Genomic DNA, 18159 nt, shown 5'->3' with positions numbered 1-18159 from the left:
GGAAAATTATTCTTGACGATATGTAACCCTAAGGTTATATTATGAGTAGTAAAGGTTACATTCAAGGGAGAGAATATGTTGCTAGCAGGAATCTCAAAGCTTGAATCGAAACGCAGGAGGTTTTTGGTTGGACTCACCATTGGCTTTATTATCTGGCAAGTTCCGTATTTGGTTTCATATTTCACTTCCGGTAAGAACCATATATCGCTATCTGGAGGATGGATTACCTGGGTTTCCGTCGCAGGAAGTATTATATGGGCGTATTCTTTGATCAGGATGCAGCTTGGATCATGGCTCCTACGCAAAAATCGGGAGATGGCTAAAGCTTTGAACGACGAATATATGCAATTGATCTGGACTCGAAGCTTTGCGGCTGGATTTTGGGTGCTTATGGCGGCGATCGCCGTATTGTTCACCTTCAGCTTTTGGATAGATATCTCGACAGGCTTCGTTCTGCATGCCGCTTTGTTTACGGGGATTGTTTCTTCTTCGCTAGCCTATTTGAGTTTTGAAAAAGAATAATGCTAAGGGTGAAATACCTATGAATGATGAAGTATTGGAAAATACGATGAAAATGAACCGGGCCAGGCTTCGATTGACCCAGGAGCAGCTCGCCCAACAGGTTGGCGTTACGCGAAAAACGATTAATACGATTGAAAACCGCAGGTTTATTCCCAGTACGATATTAGCGATTAAGCTTGCCAAGGTGTTTGGAATTACGGTGGAGGAGCTGTTTATTCTCCGCGATGACTAGAGTTTTAGAACCATTTGGTACAAAGGAGCCGTACTTGACCTTCGAGGTTCAAGTACGGCTCTTTTCCGGTGCATTGGGATGGGGATTTCCTCAGCAGCTTGCAAGACCTTCCGGATCTGGTTATGTTCAATCGGTTGATATATGAAGCCACGAGGCGTGAAATTTCATGTCCTTTTTAAATTACATTTGTAATAGTTATTCAAATAGGTTATATTTACATTTGTAATAGTTTATCACAAATAGAGAAGGGAGGGAGAACGATGGAAAAAATGCCTAAAATTTCGGAATCTGAGTGGGAAATCATGAAGGTCATTTGGCAGGAAAACCCGCTGACAGCCGAGCAAATCGTGCAGTATTTGCCGGAGGGCATGGACTGGAGTGATCAGACGGTCAGAACCTTTATCAACCGGCTGATGAAGAAAAAAGCGCTGGGCTACCAGAAATCGGGCAGAAGTTATCTGTATTATCCGTTAATTTCGGAAAAAGAGTGCGTACGCGCGGAAAGCCGTTCTTTTCTAAACCGGGTCTTCAGCGGCGCAGCCGGATTGATGATGACCAATTTCCTGGAGGAGACCCAGTTATCAGATCAGGAGATCGAGCGATTGCAGCAAATTTTGCTGGAGAAGCAGGGAAAAGAATCTAAAGATTCAAAAGACTGATCACAGCCTTAAAAGCGTGAAATTTAACCAAATGAGGTTATACCATGGATATAGCTGAACGTCTCTTCAATTGGTTTGTTGCCTCGACGCTGATGGCAAGCGCAGTTGCAGTCGTGGTGCTAGCAGTTCAGCATCTGTTCCGCAGACGCATTCATGCGCGTTTGAGGCATGCACTATGGCTAATTGTACTGTTGAGGCTCATGCTGCCGGTGCTACCGCAAAGTCCGGTAAGCTTGTTTAATGCAGTTCCTACACTGACAGACATAAAAAATGCTGTCTTCGGGCTTTCGTACCAGCTGGGCAAGCCTGACACGATATCCGAACACAGCCAAATAGAAAACACATATCAACCATATTATACAACGAATGAAGCTGAGAAGAATACTGTTTTTCAGCCTCTTATGACCATGAAGGATATGGAAGAACATGCCGAAGCGAGCATAGAGAGAGAAAGCCATCCGGCTGTTCGTGTGCTGGCTGTAGTTTGGCTGACGGGTGCAGCCGTCTTGCTCGGATATAACCTGACCTACTGGCTGCGATTCCAAAGAAAACAAAAACATCTTAGTCCTGTCGACAGTGCTGCGATATTGAAGATTGCGGAAGAATGCCGAATCTTATTTTCCATTAAACGCCCTGTGGGGATTTACGTGGATCCATCCGCTCAGAGTCCGTATATTACTGGAGTTTTCCGTCCAGCGGTCTATTTGCCGAAATCGCTTATTTCAGAAGCAGTCAATGAACAACTGCTCAAGCACGTGATCGCGCATGAGCTGGCCCACTACAAACGAAAGGATACAATCTGGAATATGGTCGGCAGTCTGGTATTTGCTGTTCACTGGATGAATCCGTTCGTCTGGTTCATGCTGAGGCAGATGAAAGCCGACCGGGAGCTGGCCTGTGATGCATGTGTCCTAGAGGCACTTGGAGAAGAGGAGGCTGTGCCTTACGGCATGACGATTATCGGATTTCTGAGACGGTATGCTACGGGAAGAAGCCAGGCACATCTTCTTTATTTCAAAGGCTTGAACGGGCAAAAAGAGATGATGAGGAGAATTAGAATGATTCAATCTTTTAAAAAGGGTTCTTATAAATTTTCAATGATGGCGGTTGTTCTTGTACTCTTGATCGGTACGGCAACGCTGACCAATGCGCGAGCATCTGAAGCGGGATCTTCCGCTTGGGTTCATGCCGAAGACGGCGGGAATGAAACGCTATTTCCGAATGAAGAATTTCGGTCATATGATAACCTTGAAAAAGGGGCGAAGATGGCACCGTTTAAATTTAAAGTTCCATCCTTGCTGCCAAAGGGATATGGTTTTAGCAAATTGAGCATTCAGTTCAATGCTTCGCCACCGAGTGTCAGCCTATGGTACGTTATAACTAAAATAAGCAAAAGTAGTGGCAGCTTCAACTTTGCAATCAAGCCAGGCACTGATCTTCAGAAACAATATGATCAAATTTTCAAGAAAGAGCAAGACGGAACCGATCAGAAGGATAGCGGGAAAGTTATAGAGAAAGAATCCCTATCCTTACCTGGCATGGATGAAGGTTTAAAAGTGACGATTCGCATGACCGCCTGGAAGGGGCAGCCGGAAAGATATTATTATCTCTGGAAGGACCAAGGCATAAGCTATGAATTGAGCTCCTACGCGTTGTCCAGCAACGAAATGGAGCAAATCATCGCTTCAATGAAATTTCCCGATACGAAGGTGAACAAGCTTCAAATAGATAATGATTATCATGGGAAAATCCTGACCGATTTGTATGACACCGAGGATATCCGGCGCGCTCAGGAACTGGTTGGTTTTAAAGCCGCTTTTCCGCGAAAGCTGCCCGGGGATTTTGCCGCCAGCGGTTCCTATGTTTCCCGTAAAGCGAATTTTAATTATGTGGAAAATGATGAGGATTCCATGCGCAAACTGTTTAGTGTCGATTATAGCCGAGGCGCTCACAAACAGAAAAATAAAACTGATTCCAGCATCCGAGACGTTTCATTTAAGCAGATGTTAAACGGGGATATGTATCAGGAGATGAAAAAGAACGGCCGGGTTTCTTTTACGAAAATTGACGGTGAACGGAATAAGGTAAAGCTCAAAGCTTTAACTCTTCAGGGGCAGGAAGTGCTTCGTACAGAGCCATACAATCTAGATGGCTCACCTAACGGCCCTTATGATCTTAGCTTAATCAGCTACTTCTGGTTTGACGGTCAGGTTTGTTATCAAGCCGTGTTCCAAGATCAAGCCATGTTCCAAGATCAAGGACCGGAGGACCAAAAAATAGTACAATATTTGATGAAGCCGGACCGGTAACATAAATCGGTCAAATTGGTTGCAGTATAAGGGAGCGTCCTAAAAGGTCCATTGACCTAGCTAGGGCGCCCCTTTTTTGTCAAGAGAGGGTGGTGGCCTGTAGCCATTAAAGCCAATGATGACGCTGGCTCCGCCCGCATTAAAAAAACTACTATAGTGCGCTAGATAAAGGTTTTGTGCCTCGGGTTTCCATTCATGGTTAGACACTTGAAATAGCTACCGATCACAGCGATTTCTGAAACGAAAGCCTCAGTACACAATATACCTATTGTGGTAAGATACCTCCAGAATTGCATCTTGCTGCTTCAATCCATAGCGGAGTGCAGGTCCGTATCATTTTAACCTTAGCCATGCCTATAGAGGTTCGTTTAGGGAAGATCGTTCAGGAAACAGGAGGAGTATTCATGTACATCGTATCTCAGCCAAAGCCGCTGTCCGATGACCGAAACCAAACGCTTGCGAAGGAAGACGCGCTTTTTTTCCACCGGGCTATCTCCGGTTTTTAAAGCGATTTGGAGAAGGAACTTACAGAGGGTGGATGAATGTCCAGTTGCCGGATACACGGAGGTGCTCAAGCCTTTTGCCGAGTATGAGTTATGGGAGCATGATGAAGACAGCCCGATTACAGCGCAGCAGATCGGACAGTGCGTCGCGATAGGCACAACGGTGGACGGTGATTTTCTGGCGTTGCATCCAGAGACGGCGCAATTGCTCTGGCTACCTCGGCATGCGGAGCAATTGATGGCAATTACGCTGCAGGCGCGGGAGCGGAAAGACGAAAGAACGTACGTCATGGTGCTGGACGAAATATATCGTCAGGTGTATGGAAGCGGCCAAGAGGATGAACCGTGGACGGGTTCGCAGAGCCATCTCTTTTTACGCTTGCCGCCGGGGCAGGATCAGCTGTCGCTGCCTAAGCTGGCTGGCATGTGCCGAGCGGCTTTTTCGCCGGATCTGGCCGTTGAAACCGGGTATACTTGCCACCTGTTCTACCGGCAACTAGGCGGATATATAAGATTTAATTATTATGACCATCTTGCCCAGTTCCTACATAGCGTCTTATTGCCACACAGTTCTGAGGCGTGGGAGACAGACGAAGAAGCACAGTATCGTTACTACAACGTACTTATTACAGGTGAAGGCAGCAATAAGATAAAAACACTGTTGTTCGTCAAAAAAACGTTTTCCTGTGATTATTCGCAAGCGAAAGCCTATGTCGAGGCGGCGCATTTGCTCGTGTATAAGGGGATTGATTGGGGGCCGCAAAAATCGAGGCAGAGCTGAAGAGCATCGGTGCGGATTATGAAATGCGTCAAATCAGTTTGAACGAATTTCTATCAATGGTGTCCGGCGAACAAGACGCAAATGCGGGAGAGGTACGATGACGATGGATATAGATATCTCCGATGTTCCCGGGGTCAAGCCCGTTCCAGGAAGAGAATATTTATACGTTGAAACCAATAGCGACGGATGTGTTTAACAGTAACGATAGATCGGTTGATCTATTCTTTCGAATAACCGCTGTGGTATGCAACCCGTCGGCCCAAAGCGGAGGGGCTCCAGACAGCCGGTTTAAGATCCTATGTGGAGATGGGCGCGTTTATTATTGCATAACGTATATAGGAGATCTCTCGGGATGGTCCTCCACATCTTTGGAACTCACAACGATACCGTCAATCGAGTTGTGCGAATCCATCTCCATGATTTTCTGATCGGGGGTGCAGAGGAGATAGCTTCCGCTACCTTCCAAGTCCCGTCTTCCTCTGATCAGCTTGCCGATATGAACATCATAAGCACTCATTGCCGGAACATCTCCCTTGTTTTAAACGTTTATGCAATATTCAACGCATGCAACAGTATTCCTGCCGCAGCGTGGTTCCATTCCGATAAAAAGGAAAAAATTGTGTGAATATCGAATATATGAACAAAGCGATTCCACTGGATTAGCCGTTGGCTAGATGATATCAAATCAGGAGGGAGATGAATTCTTTGCACGCAAACGAACAAATTTTAGTGAAAAGAACAGACTGTATTACCTATTATGCGAGCCCAGGCCCAGCAATAGAACATTGTACAAGCTGGATAGGTGGAAATGCGCCTGATTTCTTTGATGACAAAGCGGATTTCATCCATAAAGGCGATCAAACATATTACTTTTACTTAAGCATCGTTAATCCCTTCACACCTAACAGCATGTTCTCTATTTTCATCCCCGTGGACTACGAGGAATATTTGGAGAACAATATGTATCCTCATTGCTCGTCCAGCAGCCCCTTGACGTTGCAGCATACTTAAATGTTTATAATAGAAGAAAGCCACAAGGAGTGAGAGCGATGGATACGGTCATACACCAGAATAAGCTTCCGGATTTGGAGAAGGTATGGTCGTGGCAGCAGAAGCTTGACGGCTTCGGGCCACGCTTAACAGGCAATGATGCGCATAAGCGGCTGACTGATTATTTTGAAGCGGAATTACGGCAAATGGGGCTGAAGACGCACAGAGACAGCCATGTCTTCACCAAATGGGAGGCGAAACATTGGCGGTTGTCCATCTATTCAGATGGCGACCATGAGGAGGAGCTGACAGCCACGTTTTATTTCCCTTATTCAGGGACTACGCCTGAGGAAGGCGTTGTGGGCGAGCTGATTTATTGCGGGAAAGGCCCGGGCCGTTTTCGTGAAGCCGCCGGCAAAATTGCTATCGTCGATGTGAGCAGTCCGAAATTGCCTTCATCGCTATTTTTCAAACGCAGATCTTCTTATCCGAAGAACGAGACCATGCCGTTTCTGATGAGTAATCCTGTTCTCAGCTCCATTGTGAGAGGGCCTAACCTGGAAAAAGCAGCACAGGCGGGCGTGCTGGGCGTCATCTGTGTGTGGCGCGATCTGTCGGAGGCTAATGCGAGATCGCAATATTTACCTTTTACAACGGGGCCTCGGCAGTGTCCCGCACTCTGGGTAGGCAAGGAGACGGGAAGCAGGCTGAAGAAGATGGCGAAGCACGGGGCGAAGGCGCGGCTTGTATTGCAGGCGGAAATGGATGAGTGCGCGTCAAGCGATACGCTGTATGCCGTTCTTCCCGGTACGAACCGAAGTGAGACGGTGATCGTGAACACGCATACAGATGGACCAAACGCCTGCGAGGAAAATGGGGGAGTCGGCTTGCTGGCCATGGCCCGTTATTTTTCATCCCTCCCGATAGAACAGCGTCAAAGAAGCATGGTGTTTGTGTTCGTGACGGGGCATTTTCAAATTCCCCAGTTCGGCATCCATGGGCAGGCGACGACCCGGTGGCTGCATGACCATCCTGAGCTGTGGAGCGGAGAAGGCGGGCATCCAAGGGCGGTCGCAGGGCTTACGCTGGAGCATCTCGGCTGTAAAGAATGGAAAGATTCAGAGGATGCCGCTGCATACAGCTATACCGGAAGGTTTGAGGTTGAGTTTGTCTATACGGGAAATCAAGTGATGGACGAGCTGTATAGGGCCTCGCTTTCAGGTCGAACGAAGGTGAGAAGCATCACGCTGCAGCCCAAGAGCAGTATCTATTTCGGAGAAGGTCAGCCCTTATATATGGCGGGTATACCAACCGTTTCCCTGATTCCCGCCCCGGATTATTTATGTGCCGCAGGAGAAGCCGGAGGGCTGGACAAGCTGGATGTCCATTTCATGAACGAGCAGATCGTAACGTTTATTAAGCTTGCGGCTGCTATCGATTGCACCCCAACGGAAAAGCTAGGCAAGCCTCAGGCTCATGCGAAAGGGATAATCGGGTTGCTCGTAAAGGAGTGACACTACATACTTTGCATAAAATTCAGGCCGAGGGCTTTTTAGCCGTTCAAGAACTTACCGATTTCCGCTTTGGATTTGCTTGCCCTAATATTTTCGCCGATAGACCCGTTAAGCTAAACCGTATCACAAATAGTGGTGAAGCGGAGAATTGAGCTACGAGTAGAATCTACCATATTAAATTATAAAATTTGAATATATGCTCAGCCTCAACACATATGGAGTGCTTATAGCAAAGAATGAACGGCAGAGATGTCGTTTTTTGTCTATTATAACAGTAATGAAAGTGGTTACCGAGTTGTTATTGATCTTAGACTACCGATGCTTCATTAAGCTAACGGGTAACGCTAGTGCAATACAATCGATTAAAACCTCCCATTTAATGAGTAAAAGAAGGGGAAGAACTCTTTTTTATAGAATTCATAAAAAACAAGTGATTGATAATGTAGGAGGCGGTACCATTGAAAACAATCCAAAAGATGTATGAACATCTAAATTGGGCTAATCAACGCATTCTAGAAACCTTGCAAAATGTTGAAGTTGAGGACCAACAGGTAAGATTATTTTCTCATATTCTATATTCAGAACAAGTATGGATTACTAGAATAAAAGGAAAGGACAGTTCACAAATGCCCATCTGGTCGGATGGTGATCTAGAAGTCTGTGCAAAACTTATTAAACAAAATGAAGAAAACTTCAAAACACTTTTCGCTGAAATAGCAAAAACTGACTTAGATAACTTAATATCATACACAAACAGTAAAGGTAAAGAGTTTAAGACTTCCACACGAGATATTTTAATTCATGTAGCACTTCATGGTCAGTATCATCGAGGACAGATTAACTCACGAATTCGAGCAGATGGTTTTGAACCAGTGAATACTGATTATATTACTTTTGTGAGATAGATGTATAAATGTTTGCTATTTGAACTAAAACCAGCTAATATCTTGTCAATATTTTTCTCTTAACTTCTTGCTTCTAGAACGTCTAATCCCGCACAAACAGCAAGATACAGGGTGTATCGAAGTTGTTTGGAACCACGTTTTGTGATTCGATTTATTGTTGACGTAAATTTCCCGGACGAGTATACACTAGGATCAATGCCTGCAAACGCGACTAGCTTCTTCGCATGATTAAACCTGTGGATTTCCCCGATTTCAGATAAAACCGTTGCCGCGATTTTATTGCCGATACCGGGAATCGATTGAATAATTGGATATTCCTCTACTTCAGTAGCAAGTGCAACAATCTGTTCCTCCAAATAGGCTAGATGCTCTTGATACTGAAGTAGTAACCCCACAAATTAAGGCTTATTAGGTGGCTCTGATACGTTATTTTTTGAAAAGTATTGCTACTTGCTGCAGCTATAATGAGCGTTGCCTTTTCTTCTGCCCAACGTTCAGAACGACTTGATCTAAGACGGCTTGGAATTGCAACTTTGCTTGAACATACATATCCGTGATGGACTCAAATTGCCTTGTTAGAAGACGAAGATTCAAGAGTTGAATGCCGCTATATCAAGGGTTTATTTAAAGAATTGAGTTGCGAAAGTTGAGTTATATACTAAATTAATCCAAATCAAGAGAGAGAATTTTTACAAACAAGGTTGTTTAAAATATTGATAACTCATTTGCTTCCAAATGAAGTTAAAAAAACCTTGAGAGATATAAACTGTGATCCGAAAGATAAACACTTTGAATAAAGTGGCTTTCGGGTCATTTATATTTTATTCAGATAATCGAAAGCTAGTGTGGCAAGTCATTGATGGAATATAACCTACAGCAGCTATAAATCTAATATTTTACAATTTGTTTTCCGATATAGAACAATAAAGGGATAAATTAACTCATAAAACATTCACATCAATGTCATATAATTCGATAAATGTACAGCTATCAATTGAAAGGAAGGGCTAAGGAATGAGTGCTATGGATGAGCAAATATTCGCCATGCTATATGAGGCAGAGAAAGTAGAGACGGAAGAACTAGAGGGATTATCTGAGTCTCTTCCTGTAGAGAATGCGATTGAAATCATAGATATAACTCAGCCGCTTGTGCTAGTCGATGGAGAACGGATGCCTTTTGGCCGTAAGGAACTGCTTGATCGTAAGGTTAGTATGATTCTTCCAAAGAGCTTTCAAGTGATGAATCCTCAACAAGTAGCTATAAAGTACCCTTCTGAGCATCGTCCTTCGTTGATCTACACGAATGGGGCGGGCTCTATTAATCTGACCTTCAACTGCTTAGATAATCCGCTAACGGATGAGGGATTAGCTGGCTTAACTGAGGATATGTCGCATATACTACGTTTCAACCTGCCCATTCGTGAGTGGAAGGGTTCTGGTGTCAGGGAGAACGCGCATGGTGAGCAAATTGGTTACTCACTGTATATTTCCTCTGGGTTAAACGCTAATCTTTATAACGAGATGGGGTTTGCTATTCTCGAAGGGAAGACATTGCTGTGTTCTTTTAACTGTACAGAGCAAGAAATGAAGACATGGGCACCCCTTTTCCAGAGCATGATGGATTCATTACAAGTTATACATGGAGGTACAGATGCATGAGTCTTACTTATAACAACCTAGAAATACGACCCTATCAACTACTGAATATCCAAGAGTTGAATATTAGTAAGCATATTAACGAGCATACTCGAATGCGGTTCACGGGAATCATTCCAGAGGAACTGAGGGATAGCTATATCCAGACAACAGACGAGGATATGTTGATTAGTGTGCATCATATCAATGACGAAGGTGTGAGTAAGCCGCTGTTCAGCGGTCTGCCTGTTTCGGTCGAGGTGAAGGTGATTCAAGGGGTGTATACCCTAGAGGTGGAAGCCATTTCTCATACGTACCGAATGGATCAGAAGCGGAGATACAGATCTTTTCAAGATATCAAGCTGACGATCCCAGAGATGCTGAAGCAGATCGGTCAAGATTATGAAGGACTGGATGTCATCGATGAAGCATCTGCTAACGCCAAGATTGGTAGGATCGCCATTCAATACAATGAGACAGATTGGGAATTTCTACGCAGAATGGCATCACGTTATCGGACGAGCCTTATGCCTGCTTCACAATTTGATACGCCTAAGTTCTATTTTGGCATATATGAGAGCAGTGCGCCTGTTGAGCTGGATCACACTCGTTATACCGTACGTAAGCGGATGACTCCTTTTCGATATTTCACTGAGAATGAAGCTTCCTCCCCTGTGAATGAGCAAGATTTCATTGTGTTCGAGGTAGAGACGGATGAAGTGATGGAGCTCGGCGGTCATATTCAATTTCAGGGACGCAGTCTGTATGTTAGTGAGGCATATACGGATATGAGCGGAGGGCTTGTGCGGAATTGGTATGTTCTTAGCTCGCATAAGGGATTACGGCAGAAGGCGTATTTCAATGCTGAGGTCACAGGTGCATCGCTAAGTGGCAAGGTCATTGATGTAACAGGAGATCAGGTGAAGGTTCATTTTCAGATTGATGCGGTTCAAGATCGGGAGAAGGCTCACTGGTTCCCTTACTCAACGATGTATTCGGCAGAGGGGCATAGCGGATGGTATGTAATGCCGGAGATTGGAGACCCCGTCTCTATTTATTTCCCAAGTAGTCGTGAAGAAGAGGGAATTGGTGGAAGCGCTGTGCGTCAGGATAGAAAAGTTAGTAATAGCAATAAGCTCAGCAATCCTAATGTGAAGATATTCCGCACACCCTCAGGAAAAGAAATTCGACTGGCCCCAGATGAAATTGTCATTACAAGCAAGGAAGAAGCGGTATTCATTAAGCTAAACGATCATGATGGGATACATATTCAAGGTAGCAAAGGGGTTACACTCTCTGCTGGTGGGAATATCTCGCTGAGTGCTAAGAAGAGTATTACGATGTCCGCAGATGGTGAATTGAATCTAGATTGCAAAGGAAGTCACGTCCACCTTGGGAGTCATGCGAGCATTACGGGTGCCGAAGTCAAGTCGAATTAGCATACGAAGGTGGAGAATGCGTGATGAAGCGAGAAGAAGCACGAAGGCTTTTTAACGATGAAGAGATTGGATTAGAGCGACAACAGATGCTACAAGCACTAGACCTCTATCTTGAACGTGATGGTGAACATCTGATCGAGGCATTTGTAGCTTCTTTCCAAGAACTCTGTCTGCAGATTAGCAGGGAACAGCGCGCTGGAGGGAAAGGAGCAGTTGGCTATATTACGTACTCGATGCTGCGAACGGAGATTGCCATGGGCGGAAGTGCTTATCTTGTCGAGGCAACAGATGCGAACTGGTACCTAGATCGAACACCGATACAGGTTACCTACGATGGGGATTGGGCGCTGCAAGCATTAGATGAGATGATGATACGGTTGGCCCATTCAGCTAAATCCTATATGGGCTTAATTACGCCTATTGAGCTTGATCGAATTCGACTGCGGGAAGCTGGGGTTGTACAACGATATGTGGCAGCTCTTATTCGCATTGCCATGCGTGTGGCGATAGTAACTTCTGAATTTGCAGAGATTGAGAAAGAAGAAGAGTTTGAAATACGTGTTGGTGAATATTGTGATGCTAGCGTATGTGTGTATAGAGAGGATCGTCGCTTGTTACTAGCTTCAGATGTGAAGGCATGGCTTAACGAGAAGAATGCACATGAGTATACCTATCATGCCTTTGGAAGCTTGGATTTGTCAGGTTGTGAATGTGACGGGATGGATTTCCGTTATACAGCTTTTCGTGGAACTCACCTTGAAGGTGCAAGCTTCAAGCAATGTGTACTGATGGGAACGAGCTGGCAGTCGTGTGATCTGGTCGCAGCAAATTTCTCAGGAAGTGTGATCGCTGGAGCTGACTACAGTGGTAGTTCGCTACAAGGGGCGATTTTCTGTGACGCGGTGGGCATTTCCGGTAGGCTTGACCCTGAGTGGAGTGGTCCCGGTCTAGGAGGGGTTATCTTCCGCGGTTGTAACCTGAGGGGAGCAGACTTCGGGGATTCGTTGTTGGATAGAGCAGATTTTCGTGGAGCAAATCTGGATGGAGCCAATTTTCGCGGTACTCATATGAATAATGTTCTGTGGGCGGGAGCTTCCTTAGCTGGAGCTATGTTTGATAAGGATATGCTGCTAGGTCTCGATCTGAGCGAGACGACAGGGAGCCCAGAGCTATGGCATACAGATTCTGAAGTGCAGCAGCACTTAACCGCAGAGAAGGAGGGAGTCCATTGAGATTATTCCGACTTGAGGCGGATAAGCGAATGACCCACCGTGCAGAGCCTAAGGGGTTAGCGGAGAGTGAACGATTACGGATTGTAATGGAGACGCTACAGCAGTCAGGAAGGCAACTGGAACCGATTCAACTACCGATTCGTGAAGGTGAGGATCTAGAATACGCGGATTATCTGGATGCACCTCTTCCCCTTGTCTCTGATCGTATGCGGAGGTTTCTTGAGAAGATTATGCCAGGTCTGGTGTGGCGATCGGTGATATTAGCGGATATAAAGAGCATGCATCAAGCGGTCTATTGGCTACTGTCGCCACCTACGCTGAAGTGTCTATCCAATCAGAGCGAACTCCATATCGACGGTACGATGAAGCATCTGGTGCTGGATCAACAACGAGTGACCAGACCGCTATTTCAGGTAGAGGGCATACGGGAACGATATGTTTTTGTGAATCTGATGCTTGCAGAAAGCTTGCTACGTCGGGACTATGTAGGGATTACCTTGCATGCTGTAGAGCATGAGGACGAAGGAGGAGTGGATCAGCAGTGAAGCAGACAAGTGATGCGAACGATCTCAGCGTGGAGAGTGGAAGTGGAGATAAGAACAGCTACGTGGTGGCAGGTGCCATTCTTCAATGTGAATACGGTACCCAGCTAACGCGGTTGAAATTACCCTTTAGTCATGGAGTCTATGTGAAGGGTAAAGCGCAGACCCATGTAGCAGATTATGTGCAAGGCATTAATATAATATCTTTCGGTAATTGCGCTTGTGTACATAACCCGGCGGTTGAGAATAGCCAAATGGTAGATATTAACGGAGTTAAGAAGTCACCGTGTATTCCGGCGCTGACCATGCCATGGTTGAGTGAGAAGAGCGATGTACTCATTGAAGGACAGCCTGCGTTACTTAAGAGCTATAAGCAGAAGTGTCTGTACGGTGGCTTGATTCATATTGAGGACGATGGACAGAATCTGGATTGAATCTCTCATCCTATCTACACAGAGTGGAAGAGGAGTGAAAGAGGAAAGGGGGGAGAGAAAAGCTAATGAGTACAATTCAAGAGCAGGTGGGCTACGAACATATTCGGCTATACTGGCCGTATGAGGCGCAGACCCTGCAAGAGGTACGAATCATCCGTAAGATGAATGATCACGCCACTTTGTATGTCAGTGGAATATTACCTGAGGAGCAAGGGGAACAGTGTATCAAGGGTGAGACGGATCGTGAGCCTATTGCCATTAGGCAAGTGGATAAAGAGGGACGAGAGGTTAGACGACTATTTCACGGAGTACTCACAGATCTAGCGGTGCATCGTGTAAATGGTGTCTATCGGTTCGAGCTGGAAGCCATCTCACATAGTTCGCAACTGGATTGGAAGCCCAGACGTCGTTCGTATCAGAATGTGGATCTCACTTACAGTGCACTGTTGGAACAGATTTTAGCAGACTACCTCTATGCAGATGTCATCGATATGGCATCGGGTACTGCTAAACTTGAGGAATTCACGCTACAATATGATGAGACAGACTGGGCGTTCATCAAGCGTATGGCAGCACGGTTCGGGACCGTGGTTATTCCTGAAGTGACTGCGGCATCACCGAAGGTGTTCTTCGGTGTACCGGAAGGAAGACTGTGGGAAATAGAAGAGGAAAGCTCCTATCGGTTGAAGAAGATATTAGGACATGTCCGTTTATTTGATGAAGATAGAGATAGAGGTATAAATAGAGGTAGAGAAGAGCGGGCAGATCATTCCTGGACTGATGGAGAAAGTACGTATGGATATACGGCATACATCATGGAAAGTCACAGCCACTATGCGCTGGGAGATAGTGTAATATTGGGAGATGGCGGTGAACTTAAGGTCGCCGCTGCAGAGACGCGGATGCAAGATGCGGTTCTAACAACGACCTATCAACTAGTGCCAGAAGAGCAACTTAAACAACGCCCACTAGCAAATAAACGAATCACAGGTGTGACACTAAGCGGTAAGGTATTGGATGTGAAGCAGGATGAGGTGCAGCTTCAACTGACCATAGATGAAGGTGAAACACCCGTAGATGCAAGAAGCAAGTGCTGGTTCTCAGTAGCAACTGCATATGTAGCGGATGGACAGAGTGGACTATACAGTATGCCTGAGCGAGGGGATCTTGCGCAACTGTATATCCCAAGTGTTTGGGAAGGACAGGCCTATGTCCAAGGCTCTATTCCCCAGCAGACAGGGAAGATGACCCCTGGTGAGAAAGTGTGGGGTACTGCCGTAGGTAAGGAAGTTCGTCTTGGACAACAAGAGCTAAAGCTTAGTGCAAGCGAGGGCCTAATTATCTCCCTGAATGACGGAGACATCCTCATTGAGAGTTCAGGTCATGTAGCGATAAGTGGGGGAGCTTTGCAGGTTAAGGCTGGAGATAAGCTGAATGTACAAGCGGGACAAGCAATCTACCTGCGCGGTGGAAGCAGTAGTATGATTCTAGACGGCGAGACAGACATTAAATCTCCAAGCATCCAACAAACGGGTAGCGTCAAAGCCCCTGTCTTCGTAGCAGATCTACCGCCGATGCCAGAACCACCACTCATGACCATCGAGGCCTACGAAGCGGCACAGTCAGCCGCAACGACAACACCAACCATCACGGCCTCCGTCGCTCCGGACCAAGGGGCCTTGCTCAAAGTTGGTTTGGCCTTACTAGGCATGGTACCTGTAATAGGCCCTATGGCTAAGGTAGCCGCCACCAGCTTATCCTTAGGAATGTTGGGAGCAACACCGACGGTGGGGTCGATGAAGTCGTTGGCGCTACAGATTTATGGAGGATTCGTAAATCACCTCAAGGAGCAGAAGGCAGAGGAGAACTACTATTCCTCGATGTTCTGGGGAAAGGTATTTACTTCTGCAAGAAATTTGAAAAGCCCAACTTCGCTGAAGGACTTATTACTACAAATGAATCAAGTGATGAAGGAAATAGAGACAACCTATTACAACATACCAGAGAACGTCAGGGAGAGATGGATACAACAAGAAGAAAATAGAAAACTTCAGAAGTTACAAGATGAGGCAGATGCTTATAATCAACTGATGTGTATGGATACGAGAAATGGATTTAAGAAATCAATTGATAGTTTTGGAGAAATTGGCACTGATATTGTGTCGGCTGCAAAAGACCGGGGAGATAAAGCACGGGATTCAGCGGGTGACATGTTAAACTATTTAACGTCGGGTATACCCAAAGGAATATATGATGCCGCTGCAGAACGTACTGCGAAGAGGAACGACTCCTTCTTGAATTACCTTGATTATTTAACTATAGGACTTATAGTAAGTCCTATAAAAGGTACCATTAACCCAGAAGGAGGAGCCTATTCCAAAGAACACTGGTTGAGTAGCTTTGGATTGGCATCAACAGTAGTCGGAGGTATAAAGGTTCCCACTATTATGAAACCAAGTACCGGCGTTAAATTACCTAATCAAAAAGTAACACGACCAGGTAAGGTTGAGGGGCCGGGTAAACCTACAAACACGGTAAACGGCATTCCTAAACACTCGTTAAGTGATGTTGAAGCTAGACAGTGGTACTTAAGACAGGAGCGAAGTATTCCGAGTTTGATTGATTCAAATCTCCAATTAGAGAAACAAGCTAGACAGGCATTTGATCTGCGTAACAAATATAGAACAGAAGCAAGGGAGCTAATGTCAGATTTAGAAGGAGCAAATGAATTGTTTTGGAAAGAACCCAATAAATCATGGAATGAGATAATAGATATCGCCAAGAAGAAGGGTTACTCTGGAGATGAAATTTATAACTATATTCTTGGTAGCTCTCAGAGATCAAGAAAGAGTGTTAATCAAAAATTAGGGTTAGAGTAGGTGATGAATTTTGGGAGTCCGAATAGCAGAGGTTGTAAACCGATTTGAACAGTTGGAATTTTATTTAGTTGAGTTAGAATATTTTGATGATTTTGAAATTGTTCTCGGGGTTTTAAAGGACGATAGTTGTGATATAGTAGATGTAATAGAAGGAATATACTCACGGATAGCAGATTGCAATAAGAATGGTGTTGAATTCAATTTGGTATATCACGAAGATGTTGGCATATATATCTATTCTAAAATTCAATCAGAATACCATAATCAATTTATTAAAGACTATATTATTAGTATAATCCCCAATATTGAAAAACTACTTTCCGTTTAGACACGGAATAACAGAACATCAATATTTCAGGGAAAATATCATCAGATTATGACCCTTGTTTTGGTTCAAGTATGATTATAATTAAATATTATTAAGCGTTAGTTGTTGGGGGATACCCAGTGCCGAATGAATCCATCATTCAACCAATAACACATCTAACCCATGTAATACCCGTATAAAGATTTCGTCATTTCGTTTGTGCGCACAATAATGCTTGACAATTATAACCTAAATAACGCTAAAGCGTTACATAAAACAGGTCGATTATGGTCAGACACCACCATGATTGATCTGTTTTTTGTTACATTTGCTATCTTGCGGTTTTTTCAAAATTACTCGTAACTGTAGAATACCACATAACGATAGTGATACTGAGAAAGAAAAAAATCGCACCTTTCAAGATGGATAGCACGACAACTATAGTAAAGGTGTTATGCAAAGAATAGGACTTTGTCCGCAACTTAACTAACCCTTGCAACGATGATTACGGTACAGGAAAGAAATCTGGTGACGACCAGTCAACATATACAGGTAAGGCAACGTTGTAAGGCTAGCCATCTTGCCCTCTAATATAGTCCGAAATTCGTTAAAAAAATTTCGGTTGGGGGCAGAACATGAAAGACGTAACCAGCTATATCAACAAGATTAAGAGACGGAGCAACTTGGCATAAAACAGTAGTAAACGTTGTGGAGATTGATGTCCTCAAAATTGGTGATGATGTAACTAGTGGTTACCCAACAGGTAACGTTAATGCACCTCGCCCATCAGGCTGTTAAAACTTATGAAAATGAAAGGTGGGTTAACATGTATAGAGAATTGGATAATCTCATATCAGCCGATACAACGGTGGACTCATGGTACGACGATGGTTGTATAATTGCAAGTGAGATACTGTCAGAGTTCAGCCCACGAGATTGGGAGCAATTATCAAGTAAAGTGCTTACTAACTCATTAGAATGGCAAAGAAAACTAGCGTATTGTTTGGATAGTAACTGCAATATGTATGAATTGAAAATTCTATTATTGTTGATCAGTACTAAAGATGAGGAACTATTCGAGATATGCATAGATACTCTACGAAGTTTTACGACCCCAGAAAGTAAGCAAATGATATTAGACAATCCATCCATACTGCATCGAGTTAATGATTTGCTACCTAAAGCAGGCGTAGCAGTAAAGAAAATACTTGAAGAATTTCTTATGAAAATTCATTCATAAAGTATCAGACGAGTCTGTAAAATAGATTATATAAAC

The 18159-nt window shown here is 44.5% G+C and carries 17 protein-coding genes and 1 pseudogene; 16 read left to right on the top strand and 2 right to left on the bottom strand.

Annotated elements, in window-relative coordinates; translation table 11 throughout:
* Positions 1-75: 75 nt before the first annotated feature.
* The 5 genes from UB51_RS09430 to UB51_RS09410 all read left to right on the top strand — a co-directional run bounded on the left by UB51_RS09430 (position 76) and on the right by UB51_RS09410 (position 5006).
* Positions 76-522, top strand: coding sequence for a hypothetical protein (locus tag UB51_RS09430; RefSeq protein WP_044877080.1), 447 nt, complete (start codon positions 76-78; stop codon positions 520-522).
* Between the two features lie 19 nt (positions 523-541).
* Positions 542-754 carry a helix-turn-helix transcriptional regulator gene (locus UB51_RS09425; protein WP_044877079.1) on the top strand — a complete coding sequence of 71 codons (213 nt, stop codon included), beginning with the start codon at positions 542-544 and terminating at the stop codon, positions 752-754.
* A 260-nt stretch (positions 755-1014) separates the two neighbouring features.
* Complete coding sequence (locus UB51_RS09420) at positions 1015-1413, top strand: BlaI/MecI/CopY family transcriptional regulator (RefSeq protein WP_044877078.1); 399 nt, start codon at positions 1015-1017, stop codon at positions 1411-1413.
* 44 nt (positions 1414-1457) lie between these two features.
* On the top strand, positions 1458-3722 hold the full coding sequence (locus tag UB51_RS09415; RefSeq protein WP_044877077.1) for a M56 family metallopeptidase: 2265 nt from the start codon (positions 1458-1460) through the stop codon (positions 3720-3722).
* A 534-nt stretch (positions 3723-4256) separates the two neighbouring features.
* On the top strand, positions 4257-5006 hold the full coding sequence (locus tag UB51_RS09410; RefSeq protein ID WP_234405591.1) for a hypothetical protein: 750 nt from the start codon (positions 4257-4259) through the stop codon (positions 5004-5006).
* 319 nt (positions 5007-5325) lie between these two features.
* Here the strand turns inward: UB51_RS09410 and UB51_RS27750 are convergent, their stop codons facing one another.
* Positions 5326-5523 (bottom strand): hypothetical protein, encoded by a 198-nt coding sequence (locus UB51_RS27750; RefSeq protein ID WP_144406990.1) that lies wholly within the window; start codon positions 5521-5523, stop codon positions 5326-5328.
* 188 nt (positions 5524-5711) lie between these two features.
* Here UB51_RS27750 and UB51_RS09400 point away from each other — a divergent pair, with 188 nt between their 5' ends.
* The 3 genes from UB51_RS09400 (at position 5712) to UB51_RS09390 (ending at position 8415) form a co-directional block, all read left to right on the top strand.
* Complete coding sequence (locus UB51_RS09400; RefSeq protein ID WP_144406989.1) at positions 5712-6017, top strand: hypothetical protein; 306 nt, start codon at positions 5712-5714, stop codon at positions 6015-6017.
* A gap of 38 nt (positions 6018-6055) precedes the next feature.
* Complete coding sequence (locus tag UB51_RS09395; protein WP_044877075.1) at positions 6056-7510, top strand: zinc-binding metallopeptidase family protein; 1455 nt, start codon at positions 6056-6058, stop codon at positions 7508-7510.
* A gap of 458 nt (positions 7511-7968) precedes the next feature.
* Positions 7969-8415 carry a DinB family protein gene (locus UB51_RS09390; protein ID WP_044877074.1) on the top strand — a complete coding sequence of 149 codons (447 nt, stop codon included), beginning with the start codon at positions 7969-7971 and terminating at the stop codon, positions 8413-8415.
* A gap of 83 nt (positions 8416-8498) precedes the next feature.
* Here UB51_RS09390 and UB51_RS27075 read toward each other — a convergent pair.
* Positions 8499-9021, bottom strand: a pseudogene (locus UB51_RS27075) (transposase); the annotation flags it as partial.
* A 408-nt stretch (positions 9022-9429) separates the two neighbouring features.
* Between UB51_RS27075 and UB51_RS09380 the strand changes: the two are divergent.
* The 8 genes from UB51_RS09380 to UB51_RS09345 all read left to right on the top strand — a co-directional run bounded on the left by UB51_RS09380 (position 9430) and on the right by UB51_RS09345 (position 18123).
* Entirely contained in the window at positions 9430-10074 is a 645-nt protein-coding gene (locus UB51_RS09380; protein WP_044877073.1) for a hypothetical protein, read from the top strand.
* A complete protein-coding gene (locus tag UB51_RS09375) occupies positions 10071-11489 on the top strand; it encodes a phage baseplate assembly protein V (protein WP_044877072.1) in 1419 nt (472 codons plus the stop codon). Before UB51_RS09380 ends, UB51_RS09375 begins: the two co-directional genes overlap by 4 nt.
* A 23-nt stretch (positions 11490-11512) precedes the next feature.
* Complete coding sequence (locus tag UB51_RS09370) at positions 11513-12721, top strand: pentapeptide repeat-containing protein (RefSeq protein ID WP_052675831.1); 1209 nt, start codon at positions 11513-11515, stop codon at positions 12719-12721.
* A complete protein-coding gene (locus UB51_RS09365) occupies positions 12718-13266 on the top strand; it encodes a hypothetical protein (protein ID WP_052675830.1) in 549 nt (182 codons plus the stop codon). The genes UB51_RS09370 and UB51_RS09365 overlap by 4 nt, the downstream gene beginning before the upstream one ends.
* A complete protein-coding gene (locus UB51_RS09360; RefSeq protein WP_082063091.1) occupies positions 13263-13697 on the top strand; it encodes a DUF4280 domain-containing protein in 435 nt (144 codons plus the stop codon). Before UB51_RS09365 ends, UB51_RS09360 begins: the two co-directional genes overlap by 4 nt.
* 65 nt (positions 13698-13762) lie before the next feature.
* The gene (locus tag UB51_RS09355; RefSeq protein WP_052675829.1) at positions 13763-16576 is read left to right on the top strand and encodes a contractile injection system protein, VgrG/Pvc8 family; all 2814 of its coding nucleotides are present in this window, start codon (positions 13763-13765) and stop codon (positions 16574-16576) included.
* A gap of 10 nt (positions 16577-16586) precedes the next feature.
* A complete protein-coding gene (locus UB51_RS09350) occupies positions 16587-16904 on the top strand; it encodes a hypothetical protein (RefSeq protein ID WP_044877071.1) in 318 nt (105 codons plus the stop codon).
* Positions 16905-17709: 805 nt separating this feature from the next.
* Entirely contained in the window at positions 17710-18123 is a 414-nt protein-coding gene (locus UB51_RS09345) for a hypothetical protein (protein WP_044877070.1), read from the top strand.
* The last annotated feature ends 36 nt before the right edge of the window (positions 18124-18159 follow it).

The organism is Paenibacillus sp. IHBB 10380 (assembly GCF_000949425.1).
Lineage (GTDB): Bacteria > Bacillota > Bacilli > Paenibacillales > Paenibacillaceae > Paenibacillus_AQ.
Note: the sequence above shows the minus strand (reverse complement) of the source record. Positions and strands in the feature narration are given on the sequence as shown.

Coding starts and splice junctions, on each gene's coding strand:
- UB51_RS09430 (WP_044877080.1), top strand. CDS start 76: ATGTTGCTAGCAGGAATCTCAAAGCTTGAATCGAAACGCAGGAGGTTT.
- UB51_RS09425 (WP_044877079.1), top strand. CDS start 542: ATGAATGATGAAGTATTGGAAAATACGATGAAAATGAACCGGGCCAGG.
- UB51_RS09420 (WP_044877078.1), top strand. CDS start 1,015: ATGGAAAAAATGCCTAAAATTTCGGAATCTGAGTGGGAAATCATGAAG.
- UB51_RS09415 (WP_044877077.1), top strand. CDS start 1,458: ATGGATATAGCTGAACGTCTCTTCAATTGGTTTGTTGCCTCGACGCTG.
- UB51_RS27750 (WP_144406990.1), bottom strand. CDS start 5,523: ATGAGTGCTTATGATGTTCATATCGGCAAGCTGATCAGAGGAAGACGG.
- UB51_RS09395 (WP_044877075.1), top strand. CDS start 6,056: ATGGATACGGTCATACACCAGAATAAGCTTCCGGATTTGGAGAAGGTA.
- UB51_RS09380 (WP_044877073.1), top strand. CDS start 9,430: ATGAGTGCTATGGATGAGCAAATATTCGCCATGCTATATGAGGCAGAG.
- UB51_RS09375 (WP_044877072.1), top strand. CDS start 10,071: ATGAGTCTTACTTATAACAACCTAGAAATACGACCCTATCAACTACTG.
- UB51_RS09370 (WP_052675831.1), top strand. CDS start 11,513: ATGAAGCGAGAAGAAGCACGAAGGCTTTTTAACGATGAAGAGATTGGA.
- UB51_RS09355 (WP_052675829.1), top strand. CDS start 13,763: ATGAGTACAATTCAAGAGCAGGTGGGCTACGAACATATTCGGCTATAC.
- UB51_RS09345 (WP_044877070.1), top strand. CDS start 17,710: ATGTATAGAGAATTGGATAATCTCATATCAGCCGATACAACGGTGGAC.